General features: G+C 54.1%; 13 protein-coding genes. All 13 read left to right on the forward strand.

What is annotated here, in order from left to right:
• Window positions 1–143: 143 nt before the first annotated feature.
• Window positions 144–1,820, forward strand: a complete 1,677-nt coding sequence (locus OCY70_RS05330) for a ribonuclease J (protein WP_168181021.1) — start codon at window positions 144–146, stop codon at window positions 1,818–1,820.
• Window positions 1,821–2,005: 185 nt separating this feature from the next.
• The gene (locus tag OCY70_RS05335; protein WP_213426570.1) at window positions 2,006–2,830 is read left to right on the forward strand and encodes a ClpP family protease; all 825 of its coding nucleotides are present in this window, start codon (window positions 2,006–2,008) and stop codon (window positions 2,828–2,830) included.
• Window positions 2,830–3,039 (forward strand): YlzJ-like family protein, encoded by a 210-nt coding sequence (locus tag OCY70_RS05340; RefSeq protein ID WP_213426571.1) that lies wholly within the window; start codon window positions 2,830–2,832, stop codon window positions 3,037–3,039. Before OCY70_RS05335 ends, OCY70_RS05340 begins: the two co-directional genes overlap by 1 nt.
• Window positions 3,040–3,213: 174 nt before the next feature.
• Window positions 3,214–5,817, forward strand: a complete 2,604-nt coding sequence (locus tag OCY70_RS05345; RefSeq protein WP_213426572.1) for an FtsK/SpoIIIE family DNA translocase — start codon at window positions 3,214–3,216, stop codon at window positions 5,815–5,817.
• A 188-nt stretch (window positions 5,818–6,005) separates the two neighbouring features.
• Entirely contained in the window at window positions 6,006–6,770 is a 765-nt protein-coding gene (gene sleB, locus OCY70_RS05350; protein WP_213426573.1) for a spore cortex-lytic enzyme, read from the forward strand.
• A 269-nt stretch (window positions 6,771–7,039) separates the two neighbouring features.
• A complete protein-coding gene (yfmF, locus tag OCY70_RS05355) occupies window positions 7,040–8,323 on the forward strand; it encodes an EF-P 5-aminopentanol modification-associated protein YfmF (RefSeq protein ID WP_213426574.1) in 1,284 nt (427 codons plus the stop codon).
• 3 nt (window positions 8,324–8,326) lie between these two features.
• Window positions 8,327–9,610 (forward strand): EF-P 5-aminopentanol modification-associated protein YfmH, encoded by a 1,284-nt coding sequence (gene yfmH / locus OCY70_RS05360; RefSeq protein WP_213426575.1) that lies wholly within the window; start codon window positions 8,327–8,329, stop codon window positions 9,608–9,610.
• Between the two features lie 116 nt (window positions 9,611–9,726).
• Complete coding sequence (gene ymfI, locus OCY70_RS05365) at window positions 9,727–10,473, forward strand: elongation factor P 5-aminopentanone reductase (protein WP_213426576.1); 747 nt, start codon at window positions 9,727–9,729, stop codon at window positions 10,471–10,473.
• 101 nt (window positions 10,474–10,574) lie between these two features.
• Window positions 10,575–10,829, forward strand: a complete 255-nt coding sequence (locus OCY70_RS05370; RefSeq protein WP_197257081.1) for a DUF3243 domain-containing protein — start codon at window positions 10,575–10,577, stop codon at window positions 10,827–10,829.
• A gap of 238 nt (window positions 10,830–11,067) precedes the next feature.
• Window positions 11,068–11,832, forward strand: a complete 765-nt coding sequence (locus OCY70_RS05375) for a DUF3388 domain-containing protein (RefSeq protein WP_213426577.1) — start codon at window positions 11,068–11,070, stop codon at window positions 11,830–11,832.
• 50 nt (window positions 11,833–11,882) lie between these two features.
• Window positions 11,883–12,794 (forward strand): helix-turn-helix domain-containing protein, encoded by a 912-nt coding sequence (locus tag OCY70_RS05380; RefSeq protein ID WP_213426578.1) that lies wholly within the window; start codon window positions 11,883–11,885, stop codon window positions 12,792–12,794.
• A gap of 150 nt (window positions 12,795–12,944) precedes the next feature.
• The gene (locus OCY70_RS05385) at window positions 12,945–13,109 is read left to right on the forward strand and encodes a hypothetical protein (RefSeq protein ID WP_213426579.1); all 165 of its coding nucleotides are present in this window, start codon (window positions 12,945–12,947) and stop codon (window positions 13,107–13,109) included.
• A gap of 114 nt (window positions 13,110–13,223) precedes the next feature.
• Window positions 13,224–13,712 carry a YajQ family cyclic di-GMP-binding protein gene (locus OCY70_RS05390; protein ID WP_213426580.1) on the forward strand — a complete coding sequence of 163 codons (489 nt, stop codon included), beginning with the start codon at window positions 13,224–13,226 and terminating at the stop codon, window positions 13,710–13,712.
• The last annotated feature ends 195 nt before the right edge of the window (window positions 13,713–13,907 follow it).

A 13,907-nucleotide genomic window follows, 5' to 3' on the forward strand; every position in this document is an offset into this window, starting at 1 on the left:
CAATCAGGTGGATAATCGCTGACTTGTGTTTTTCACTTTTGTTCATGTATAATGAAAATCAAGTGACTGGGTGCGGTATAATTGAAATGAAGGATGTTCATTGGTTGACGGCCAACTGAATATAGTAGGAGGTTAAGATCCATTTGTCGAAGAAAAACACCGCTGATAAATTATCTATCTTCGCATTGGGCGGCGTGGGCGAAATCGGGAAAAATATGTACGTCGTCCAATACGGAAACGATATCGTCGTCATCGATGCAGGGTTGAAGTTCCCGGAAGAAGATATGCTCGGAATTGATATTGTCATTCCGGATATTTCATATTTGACCGATAATCGTGACAAAGTAAGAGGAATCCTCATTACGCACGGACACGAGGACCACATCGGTGGTCTTCCCTACGTACTGAAGCATCTCAATGTGCCTGTCTACGGCACGCGGTTGACGCTCGGCTTGATTGAGAGCAAGCTGCGCGAAGCCAATCTGCTGGGCGAGACGAAGCGCGTCCTGATTACGGCGGATTCCGAAGTGCAGCTCGGAACGATCCGGGCGACATTCTTCAAGACGAACCACTCGATACCGGACTCGGTGGGGGTATGTCTGGAGACGCCGGAAGGCAATGTCGTCCATACGGGGGATTTCAAGTTCGATCATACGCCGGTTAACGGGCAATATGCCGATCTGCAGCGCATGGCCGAGATCGGGAGCAAGGGCGTGCTTGCCCTGTTGTCTGACAGCACGAATGCAGAGCGTCCAGGCTATACGCCTTCGGAGAGCAGCGTCGGCGTCGTGCTGGAGGAAATTTTCCGCAGCGCTCAACAGCGCGTCGTCGTTGCGACGTTCGCTTCCAACATTCACCGGATACAGCAGGTGATTGAGGCAGCGCATGCGACGAACCGGAAGCTCACCGTGGTAGGGCGCAGCATGGTCAATGTCGTTACGATCGCTTCGGAGCTCGGATATTTATATATTCCGGACGGCATGCTGATCGAACCGGATGAAGTGAACAAGATGGCTGCTGACCGGGTAGTCATTCTATCGACCGGCTCCCAAGGCGAGCCGATGTCGGCCCTGACGCGGATGGCGCGTTCGACGCACCGCAAGGTTGATATTTTGCCGGGAGACACGGTCGTCATTGCCGCCACTCCGATTCCGGGGAACGAGAAGTATGTCGGACGAACTATCGATGAATTGTCCCGCTTGGGTGCGCATGTCATCTATAGCGGCATGAGAGCCGGCGTGCACGTATCCGGACACGGCAGCCAGGAAGAACTCAAGCTGATGCTCAACCTGATGCGGCCCAAATATTTCATTCCGATTCACGGCGAATACCGGATGCTGAGACATCACGCTCAGCTTGCGGAGTCGGTCGGAATTGAGAAAGAAAATATTTTCATTACGGATATCGGAGATACCGTCGAGATTCAGAATGGCGTCGCCCGGCGCGGATCGAAGGTCCAATCGGGATACGTGCTCATTGACGGACTCGGCGTCGGCGATGTCGGCAATATCGTATTGCGCGATCGCAAATTGCTCTCCCAAGACGGCATTTTGGTCGTCGTGGTCACCTTGAGCAAGCAGGATGGAACGATTCTGTCCGGTCCGGATATCATTTCTCGCGGATTCGTCTATGTCCGTGAATCGGAAGGCCTACTGGACGAAGCCAATCGCATCGTCACCTCGACGCTTCATAAGCTGATGAACGAGAATGTGAACGAGTGGGCTTCGCTCAAGACGAATGTGAAGGATGCGCTGGGCCGGTTCCTGTATGAGCAGACCCGCCGCCGTCCGATGATTCTGCCTATTATTATGGAAGTATGATAAGTAGGGGACGAGAATCCCAGTCACCAGTTATTCTCGTCCCGCTTATTTCAAGGAAAGCTGACATCCCTGTTTCGGCGGGGCTGTCAGCTTTTTTGCCTTCCGGGGAGGGGATCAGGGCATAACGTCGGAATGAGTTGCGCAACCTATGACGGCACCCACTAGATCAAATGGAGGGAATACAGATGCCTGATCCGAACATACATCTTTATCAGCCGTCACTGCATCAGAACGAGGCGCCGCCCGACGGAACCAACCCCGCCGGTGCGAACACTCCCCCCCCTGTCGAGAATATCCAGCAGTTGGGCACCGCTTCCACTCCGTCGCCTGGAGAATCGAATATTTATTGCCTGAATATTATCGGGCAGATTGAAGGACATATCGTGCTGCCGCCTCAAAATAAAACGACGAAATATGAGCATGTCATTCCGCAGCTGGTCGCCGCGGAGCAGAATCCGAAAATCGAGGGCGTCCTGATTATATTGAATACGGTGGGAGGAGACGTCGAAGCGGGCTTGGCGATCGCGGAAATGATCGCATCGATGTCGAAGCCGACCGTCACGCTCGTGCTGGGCGGAGGACACAGTATCGGCGTGCCGATAGCCGTTGCCTCGCAGATGAGCTTTATCGCAGAGACGGCCACGATGACGATTCATCCGATTCGGCTGACCGGGCTTGTCATCGGCGTCCCGCAAACGTTTGAATATTTGGATAAAATGCAGGAGCGGGTCGTCAGATTCGTCACATCCCATTCCCGCGTATCCGAGCATAAATTCAAGGAATTGATGTTCACGACGGGAGAGCTGACCCGGGATATCGGCACGACGGTTATCGGGCACGATGCGGTGCGTTACGGGCTTATCGATGAGGTGGGCGGAGTCGGAGCGGCTCTGCGTCATCTCAATCGTCTGATTGACGACCGTAAATTGAATAAAAACACGGCGCCTGGCAACGGAGCAACGATACCGCCTCAAGCCCAGCAGCCGCCATTCGAGGGGGGCACGGTCTGATGCTCCATTCGATCATTCCGATGGAAGAAATATGGAGAGGCTATGAGAAGCAACCCCGCTTCTTCGAGATGAAGCGGAACGGACGGACACTGCTTGTCGAAGCGGTCGATTCCAGAACGGTCCGAGTCGAACGGCTGCTGCAGGAGCAGGATATCCAAGATTTCCTTCAACCCGAATATATGCCGGGCACGATGATCTCTCTCGGATGAGACGGCATCGGGGACGGAAGCTGACAAGCACGCTTCAGGATTGGAGCGTGCTTGCGCCTGTTCTGAGGCATCCCAGCCATCCAAAAAACAGATTCATCCGGGGCAGCTCCTCTTCAATCCCGATAGTAAGAACGGTTGTTCTGTGATATAATGGATCGATGGAGGTGAGCGCATTTGCCACGGAGGAAGAAAAAAAAGGCGTCCTTCAGCAAGAGTCTGAAATATGAAATCTACGGTATTTTACTGATAACATGTTCGGTCATTGCCCTTGCGGGCGGCGCGGCATTCGGCCGCTCCTTGTCCAAGATTGCGGGCATGCTGCTGGGGAAATGGTACTTCATTATACCGCTTGTGTTCATATATATCGGACTTGCCGTCATGATCAAGCGCCAGTGGCCTTCCGGCTGGAATCCGCGGAAGACGGGGCTGCTCTGCATCATACTGGCTCTGACGATGATAAGCACGATCAATACAGTGGAGCAGCGGATACTTCCCGGCGCCGAAGAGGTTCGCGCGGGCATCATTTTTCAAGACATACATAACGCGTTGAAAGTGGAACTGCTGCAGTCAACGGACACGGGCACGGCAGGGACGATGCTGAAAAAGGACATCAGCGGCGGATATATCGGTGCGGCGTTATATTGCGCCCTGTTCGTGCTGTTCGGCAGTCTGGGCACGAAGCTGTTGACGATCGTGCTGCTGTTCATCGGCTTCATGCTCGCGACCCAATTATCCTATGTCGAGCTGGTGCGGTTAATACGAACCCAGATCAAGAAATGGGCGGCCATTATCAACAAGAAGCGCAAAGCGCGGCTCAATGAGCGCAGGGTGGCCGAGAGCAAGAGCCGGACAGCCGGGAAGACGAAGCGCTCGCGCGATCGCATTCCGGATCCGGTGGAAGAAGAGGACGAGGATGAAGACGGTCCTCCGCGCCGGAAAAAGGTTCCTGTCTTCGTTCAATTGTTCGGCGGCAAGCGGCGAAACGATATGGAGGACGAAGAATATGCCGAGGATCCGGCTGTATTCACGGCTGGCGCGCCGAGCTCGATTCCGGTGCACCAGGAGACGGAAGAGCCGTCCGCTGCCGCTGGCGCCGGCGCGGAGGAAGCCGCGCCGCTGTTCCGCGATTTCACCGCCCAGCAGACATCGGATGCGGCCGGCTGGCACAATGACGAAGCCGATGAGGAGGGCATCCATGAGCTTGACCCTGTCCATCCGCAGAGCGGAGAGCATACGGGCGGGGAAGCTCCGGCTGCTTCCGATTCCGCGCCGGCCGATGACGGACAGGAAGCCGTGGACGGAGATGAACCGGATGCGGCGGGAGCCCCGCCTGCGCCGGTCAAGAAGCCGGCGAAGCCGTACCGGCTCCCTTCCTTCTCGCTGCTGGCGAAGCAGCAGAGCGCCGGGAAGGGCGGCGAGCATTCCGACTTCATGCAGACGGCACGCAAGCTGGAGGCGACGCTGGAGAGCTTCGGGGTCCGCGCCAAAGTATTGGAGGTGGTGCGCGGACCTGCCGTTACACGCTACGAGATTCAGCCGGATATCGGCGTCAAGGTGAGCCGCATCGTCAGCTTGTCTGATGATATCGCCCTCGCCCTGGCGGCGAAGGATATCCGTATGGAGGCGCCGATCCCGGGGAAATCGGCCATCGGCATTGAAGTGCCGAATAATGAAGTGTCGGTCGTAACGATGCGGGAAGTGATGGAGACGCCAACCTTTACCGAAGCGCCTTCCCGGTTGTCCATCGCCCTCGGCCGCGATATTTCCGGGATGCCGATCGTCGGGAATCTGGCGAGGATGCCCCATCTGCTCGTCGCGGGCGCGACCGGCTCAGGAAAGTCGGTCTGCATTAACGGCATTATTACGAGCATTCTGTACAAGGCGAAGCCGGATGAGGTCAAGTTCCTCATGGTCGATCCCAAGATGGTCGAGCTGAATGTATATAACGGCATTCCGCATTTGCTTGCTCCGGTCGTCACCGATCCGAAGCGGGCGTCGCTTGCCCTCAAAAAAATCGTTGTCGAGATGGAGAAGCGCTATGAGCTGTTCTCCAAATCCGGAACGCGCAATATTGAAGGCTACAATAAGCTGATGGCGGAGCAGCCGGAGATGCTGCTGCCGTACATCGTCGTCATCGTGGACGAGCTGGCCGATCTGATGATGGTCGCCGCGAACGATGTAGAGGACGCGATCTGCCGCCTCGCCCAGATGGCGCGGGCAGCGGGGATCCATCTTATTATCGCGACCCAGCGGCCATCGGTTGATGTCATCACCGGGCTTATCAAGGCCAACATTCCTTCCCGGATTGCCTTCGGCGTGTCGTCGCAGGTCGACTCGCGAACGATTCTCGATTCGGCCGGAGCGGAGAAGCTGCTCGGACGGGGAGATATGCTGTTCCTGCCGGTAGGCGCTTCGAAGCCGGTTCGCGTCCAGGGCGCCTTCTTGTCCGATCAGGAGGTAGAGGCGGTTGTCACGTATGTGAGCAGCCAGGGAGAAGCGGAGTACAACGAAGAGCTTGTTCCCGAACTGGATGAGAACGGGATGGCTTCGGATGAGCCGGTCGATGAATTGTATGACCAGGCCCTGCAGATTGTGCTGGAGGCTCAGCAAGCATCGGCCTCGCTGCTGCAGCGGCGGATGCGCATTGGCTATAATCGCGCGAGCCGATTGATCGATTATATGCATATGCAGGGAATTATCGGGCCGCATGAAGGAAGCCGCCCGCGCGAAGTGCTCATGACGCTGGAGCAATTTGAACAGAGCAAGCTGTCCTCTTAAGGCGGATGGCAGCAAGATTCCCCTTCATTACAAGACGCTGCGGCGTCTTTTTTTTTGCAGCCGGGAAGTCCAGAAGCATGTCCTCCGCGGCACCGCCGAAGCGGCAAGGTGAATAGAAAATGCTTGGTTTTCTCATAATAAAGTTGCCAATCCTGTCAAATTCACAAGAGAGAGGTAGACGTTATGCCATGAGAAAACACATGATTTGGATTACGATGTGTATGGTATTCGTTCTGTTCGGCGCTTACCAATACAAGCATATGACGGAAAACGCGGCCACCTTCAGCGGCGCGACGCTAACGTACGGTTCCCAGGGAGAAGACGTAAGGGAGCTTCAGGGACGCCTGAAATTTCTCGGCTTCTATTACGGCAAGGTTGATGGCATCTTCGGCAGCAAGACTCAGGGCTCCGTCAAATGGTTCCAATCGGAATTCGGCATGACGGTGGACGGCGTTGTCGGATCGAAAACGAGAAACATGCTGGTCAAGGCGACGAAGGACTGGAAGCCGGAGAAGGCGCCGGGCGCCGCAGCCGGCGGCGGAGGCAAGCCCGCCGGCGGCAAGCCGAGCAATATAAGCGGTTCGAATGCGCTGGGATTGTCAGAGAACGATCTGAAGCTGATGGCCAATGCGGTGTACGGGGAAGCCCGGGGGGAGCCGTATGAAGGCCAGGTGGCGGTTGCCGCGGTTATTTTGAATCGCGTCAAATCCCCTAGCTTCCCGAATACCGCATCCGGCGTCATTTTCCAACCGGGAGCCTTCACCGCCGTAGCAGACGGACAGATCTGGCTTGAACCGAATGAGCGGGCGCGTCAGGCGGTTCAGGATGCAATCAACGGCTGGGATCCTTCCGGAGGATGCTTATACTACTTCAATCCGGAGACCGCGACGTCCAAATGGATCTGGACACGGCCGCAGGTGAAGACGATTGGAAAACATATCTTCTGTATGTAATCCATGACGAAGAAGAAATGGTCTGATTGGCCGTTTGCTTCTTTTGTTCAAATATAAGCAAGTACGGGATCCTAGCTCGGCTTGGCTTGTTATTCACCCAGAAACGCTTTCCGTCCTTGGAGGAACGAAGGCGTTTCTGCTTGTCTCGCCGTGGCCGGCTAATTATTATGGGACATGCTCATGTAAAACAGGTATACATCGGGTACGTAGCGAATATAACATGCATGACATCAGCCGTGCATCGTACACGGAAGAAAAGGGGTAAGTACATGGAGAAGCAACCGACGTTCGAACGAGGAACGGTCAACGGGATTCGCATTCACGTCATGCCGACGAAGCGGTTCAAGACCTATGCGATCGCCGTCTACATGGGCGCGCCGCTGCAGGAAGACACGGTTACACCGCTGGCGCTGACGCCATTCGTGCTGCGGCGGGGAACGCAAGCGTATCCGGAGACGATCCGGTTCCGCGAGAGATTGGATGAACTGTATGGAGCCGGATTCGGCTTCGATATCTATAAGCGCGGCGATTATCAAATTGTGCAGTTCCGCATGGATGTCATCAACGACGCTTTTGTGCAAGCGGCCGAATCGTTGCTGGAAAAGGCCTTTGAATTTTTGGGAGGATGCATCACAGCGCCGGTGACCCAAGACGGCGTCTTCCGCTCGAAATATGTAAAGGAAGAAAAAGAAACGCTGACGCAGCGGATTGAAGCGATCGTGAATGACAAAATCCGTTACGCCGCGGAGCGCTGCATCGAAGAAATGTGCAAGGAGGAGCCGTACCGTCTTCATGCTCTGGGGAACCGACGCGACCTGGAGGGCATCGATGCCGGCTCGCTCTACCGGCATTACCAGGAATGGCTGGAACACTCGGCCATCGACGTGTATGTGATCGGGGATACGAGCCTTGAGGAGGTCGAACGGCTGGTCAAGGATTCCTTCCGCATCAACCGCGCAGGGGAGACGCCTTATGCCCGTTCGATTCCGGTGCCGCGCACGGGAGAACCGAACACGGTCGTTGAGAGGCTGGAAGTGACCCAGGGCAAGCTCAATCTCGGGCTCCGCTCCACGATAACCTACGCCGATGACGCGTACCCTGCCGCCCTGCTGTTCAACGGCGTGCTTGGCGGATACCCGCATTCGAAGCTGTTCATTAATGTCAGAGAAAAGAACAGTCTGGCTTACTACGCATCGTCGCGGCTGGATGGGCATAAAGGGATCTGCGCCATCCAATCGGGAATTGAATTCCAGAATTATGAGAAAGCGAAGCAGATCATTCTGGAGCAGATCGAAGCGATGAAGGCGGGACGCATCGACGATAAGGAACTGCAGCAGACGAAGGCGATGATTGCCAATCAATTGCGGGAAATCGGGGATTCCGCCTTCGAAATGATCGGGTTCGATTTCAACCGCGTGCTGTCGGGCAAGGAGCGGACGACATCGCAATTGATCGCCGCTACGGAGCAGATGGAGGCCTCAGCCATCCAAGCCGCCGCCGAAACGTTTCATGTCGACACGATTTATTTCTTGCGCAACCGGGAGGAGGTATAAGGCATGGAACAACGCCGTTATTCCCAACTACAAGAAACGCTCTATTACGAGCGGATGGACAATGGGCTGGACGTCTATGTGCTGCCGAAGCCGGGCTTCCAGAAGACGTACGCGTCCTTTTCAACCAAGTACGGCTCGATCGACAATCACTTTCGGGTAGTGGGACAGGAGGCCGTCAAGGTTCCGGATGGGATTGCCCATTTCCTGGAGCATAAAATGTTCGAAGAACCGGAAGGCGACATCTTCGCCACCTTTGCGGAGCAGGGAGCTTCGGCCAATGCGTTCACGACATTCGATCGGACCGTCTATTTATTCTCATCCACCAGCGATATTGAGAAAAATGTCGAAACGCTTGTCGATTTCGTGCAGCGTCCTTATTTTACCGATGAAAATGTGGAGAAAGAAAAGGGAATTATCGCTCAGGAAATCAATATGTACCGCGATAATCCAACCTGGCGCGTCTACTTCGGGCTCATTGAGGCGATGTATCAGGTTCATCCCGTCCATATCGACATCGCCGGCACGGTAGAATCGATCGGCACCATAACGAAAGAAACGCTCTATACATGCTACCATACGTTCTATCACCCGACCAATATGCTGCTCTTTATCGTCGGTGGCGTCGATCCGGAGCGGATGATGGCCTTAATACGCGAGAACCAGGCCCGCAAATCATTCGAGCCGCAGGGCAAAATCGAACGTATTTTTGACATGGAGCCGGAGACGGTGCGCGAGCCCCGCATAGTAGCGAAGCTGCCGGTCTCGCTGCCGCGCTGCTACTTCGGCTGCAAGGAGCCGAAGCCCGGCTTGAACGGGCGTGCGCTGCTGGAATACGAAATCGCGACGCGGATCATGATGGATCTGCTCCTTGGATCCAGCTCGGCCATGAACCAGATTTTATACGAGGAAGGGCTGACGACGGATTCCTTCGGAAGCGAGTTCAACTGCAGCCCGGATTACGCCTTCTCGGTAATGGGAGGCGAGACGAAGGATCCGGATCGTCTGGTGGAGCGGGTCCGCGAACTGGTGGACGATGCGAAGATGACGGGGTTTGAGCCGGCTTCCTTCGAGCGCATCCGCAGCAAAGCGATCGGCGCCTACTTGCGAATGCTGAATTCGCCAGAGACCATTGCGAATGAATTCACGAAGTTTAAGTTCCGGGATGCGGATTTATTTGATATACTTTCCGTATACGAATCGCTGACACTGGAACAGATTCACCAACGGCTGCAGGATCATTTCGATTGGAACCGTCTGGCGATCTCGATCGTCGAGAAGCCGGATTGAAGCATGAATATACTTCGAAAGGCGTTGCTCTTCGAAGGTGAAGGAGGAAGGCGTGCCTGGCGGGCGCGCCTTCTGTTCTGATTGCCGGTCGGCGGGAACAAAGGAGTGCATGACAGATGAAAGCATTGGCAGACACCTCGGTGCTCATTACCGGAGCAAGCCGCGGCATTGGCGCCGCGATTGCGCACAGGTTCGCCTCCGTCGGAATGAAGGTTATCATCCATTACTTGAACTCGCATGAAGCCGCCAACGAAGTCGCGAGAACCTGTCTTGCATACGGCAGTGAGGCCATTACGATTCGCGCCGATCTGCGTTCGGCCGAACAGATCGACCGCATGAAGTCCAAGCTGGACGAGCTGGGGTTTACGCCCGACATTTTGGTGAACAATGCGGGAACCGCCTATTACGGTCTGTTCACCGATGTGACGGAGGAGGAGTGGGACGATTGCATGAACATCAATCTGAAGGGCATGTTCCTCTGCACCCAGCGTTTCGCCCCGCATATGATTTCGCAAAAGTACGGACGCATTATCAACGTTTCCTCGGTATGGGGTATTACGGGCGCTTCATGCGAAGTGATGTATTCCACGGCCAAAGGAGGCGTCAATGCCTTCACGAAATCATTGGCCAAGGAGCTGGCTCCGTCCGGCGTCACCGTGAATGCCGTCGCTCCCGGGGCCGTGGATACCGATATGATGAAGCATTTGGATACGTCGGAACGGAGCGCTCTGGAGGAAGATATTCCTGCTGGCCGGTTAGGCACGCCGGATGAAATTGCTTCGCTCGTTTATTTTCTGGCTCTGCCGGAATCCGGCTACATTACCGGGCAAATCATCAGTCCGAACGGGGGCTGGCAGACGTAACCCGCCAGGCAGCCAGCTTGCTCCATGCATAATTCATGCTCCGGAGGACCATATTACGACTGTTGACGCATTATTTTAATTAGCCACAAGGAGGCGTTCTCATGTCATCTGTACTGAAAAATTTCGACACGTGGAAAAAGTTTCTCGGCGAGCGCGTCAAGCAGGCAAAAGGACTGGGAATGAGTGAGGACACCATCTCTAACCTGGCCTATGAAATCGGTTCTTTCCTGGAGGAAAAGGTCGACCCGCAAAGTCAGGAAAACCGGGCGTTGAAGGAATTGTGGGAAGTCGGGACCGAGCAGGAGCGGAAGGTGCTGGCAAGCTTGATGGTCAAATTGGCGGAACGCCATAGTTAAAAAGCACTGTTGAATAAAGGAAGGAAGTTCTGAAAAGAGCTTTCTTTCTTTTCATCTCAAAAAAATATGATCGGGAATACATGTCACATAAGCTGACAATCTGCTATAATGGATATGTCCGCCAAGCGGTAATTTTGTGACCGCTTTTTCTTATTTGTTCGGTGAAGCCAGGTGGAATTTGCGTGCCGAGTATTGTAGAATGAAAACGGCGGAACTGTAACCGCGGACGAGGTGCGTCATGGAGTACAAACAGTGGTATATGGAATATAAAATACATAAAAACCGCCCGGGATTGCTGGGAGACATCGCATCGCTGCTAGGGATGCTGGAGGTCAACATTTTGACCATTAACGGGGTTGAAGATAAGACCAGAGGCATGCTTCTACAGACCGATGACGACGAGAAAATCGAAGTCATGGGCAAGATGTTGAAAAAAGTAGACAACATTACGGTGTCCGCGCTGCGGCAGCCTCGGCTGGTCGATATTTTGGCCGTGCGCCACGGCCGCTATATCGAGCGGGATTCGGACGATCGGAAGACGTTCCGCTTTACCCGGGACGAACTTGGCTTGCTCGTTGACTTCCTCGGCGAAATATTCAAGCGCGACGGCCATCAGGTGATTGGCGTTCGCGGCATGCCGCGGGTAGGCAAGACCGAGTCCATCATTGCGGGAAGCGTCTGTTCCATGAAGCGCTGGTCCTTCGTCTCCTCGACGCTTCTGCGCCAGACGGTGCGGAGCCAGATGTCCGAGGACGAGATGAACGTCAACAATATTTTCATTATAGACGGGATCGTGAGCACCATTCGGTCCAATGAGCGCCACGCGGCCTTGCTGCAGGAAATACTCGGGATGCCATCGACGAAGGTTATCGAGCATCCGGATATATTCATGAAGGAAACCCGCTACGATTATGATTTCTTCGATTATATTATTGAACTGCGGAACAGCCCGGACGAAGAGATTACATATGAATCTTTTACGGCGAATTATTATGATTTTTGAATAGGATGAAAGCACCAACCGGAGAGAGATTTTGCGCAGGAGGTGAAAATGTGTCGGAATTGGGGCAGTTGTTAAAAAAGGCCAGGCTGGAGAAGGGCCTCACGCTGGATGACGTGCAAGAAGCGACCAAAATCCGGAAACGTTATCTGGAAGCGATAGAAGAAGGGGATTACAAAGTGCTGCCGGGCTCGTTCTACGTGCGCGCCTTCATCAAGACGTACGCAGAGACGGTGGGCTTGAATCCGGATGAGCTCCTGCAATTTTATCGCAATGATATTCCTGCTCCGGAAGTGGAGACCACGGTGGAGCCGATGATTCGGAAGAAGCGCCGTGCGGTTCATTCGGACAAATTCGGGCGTTGGGCGACGACCATTCTGATGTGGTCGTTTTTGGCCCTGATCATTGTGATTATTTATTTTTATGTGGTGAACAACAAGACGCCGGATAATCAGACATCTGACAATTCGGGGATTATAAGCGGCACTCCGGGGCAGACCACACCGGGCAGCGGGACACAGACTCCATCCCCGGGCAGCGGCGGCGGAACCAAGGAACCGGAGACGACGGAGCCGCCGGTTGAGCCGGAGAAGGAGCCTATCGTCGCGCGCACGTCGGCGAACGGATACGAATATGCCGTCGCGTCGCCGGAAGGCGGCAAGGCGGAAGCCGAGATTGCCGCTACGGGCCGAAGCTGGATCTCGGTGCGGGAAGGAAGCGGCCAAGGCAAGATCTTGTTCGAGAACACGGTTGACGCGGATTTCAAGCAGACCTTCGAAATCCCGGAAGCGGGATTGTATTTCCGATCCGGTAGAACGGACAATACATCCATTACGGTCTTTGGCCAGACGCTGGATGACGGTAATTCCGCCAATAACCCAACCAATGTCATCGTCAAGGTCGTCTCCTATGAAGAAGCGGAGAAGCTGGCGGCAGAGGGCGGAGACGCTTCCGGAGACCAATAAAGAAATCGTAACCCGCTTGGAATCGAAGCCTGTTTGAAGTCAAGCGCGATAATGCCCAGGGCTGCATCCACTATCGCATAATCGCATCTGAACGGGAGAGAATAATTGTAGCGGCGTGCGTTTAATCTCTCCGGAAGCGAGGTGTTGAACATGGCAGTAAGTTGGATCGTTACAGGCGCGGGTGTCATTGTGACCTTGTTGGGTTATTACTTGACTCCGGGCGCATGGGGTTACGGAATTTTGGGATTCGGGCTGGCACATATTGTGCTTGGCGTGCTGGATATGTTCCGGGCGCCTTCACGCAGCCGTTATTGAATGCCGTTAACGGCACAGGCATTCCTTTATGCTGACCAGCGGAGGAGTGCCTTTGTGCTGTACATATTCAAGTAGAGATTGTTCATGCACTTTGAGGGAAAGGGAGAGATGAACATGGCCGAGTACTCATTTGATATCGTATCGAAGATGGATATGCAGGAGCTGAATAACGCTGTCCAGCAAGCGATGAAGGAGATCGGGGGACGGTATGATTTCAAGGGCAGCCAAAGCGACATTTCGCTGGACAAAAATGAAATGGTTGTCTTGTCCGACGACGAATATAAGCTGAAGAGCGTGCTCGATATTTTGCAGTCGAAAATGATCAAACGGGGATTGTCTCCCAAAAACATGCAGTATGGAAAAATCGAGCCGGCTTCGGGCGGTACGGTTCGTCAACGCATCCAGCTCAAGCAAGGCATCGACCAGGACATTGCCAAAAAAATCAACATCTTGATTCGAGACTCCAAGCTGAAGGTGAAAAGTCAAATTCAGGGCGATCAGCTTCGGGTAAGCGGAAAAAACAAAGATGATTTGCAGGCCGTTATGCAATTGCTGAGAGAGGCCGATATTCCATTGGATTTGCAATTTACGAATTATCGTTAAAGCTAAGCCCATCATCCCTGTCTATAGGAGAGAGATGCTGGGCTTCTCCTGTTTTTTTGACGAGGAATGAAGCGTGTATTATACTGATGAGATAGAAAAGGCGTTTAAATATCGCCTCTTATTGCTAGAATAAATATAAATGGACAGGTTATAAAGATACGTAACATCTATAATCGTTCTTGAACCGCCATACAA

Origin of the sequence: Paenibacillus melissococcoides (genome assembly GCA_944800085.1) — a bacterium.
GTDB lineage: Bacteria > Bacillota > Bacilli > Paenibacillales > Paenibacillaceae > Paenibacillus_B > Paenibacillus_B melissococcoides.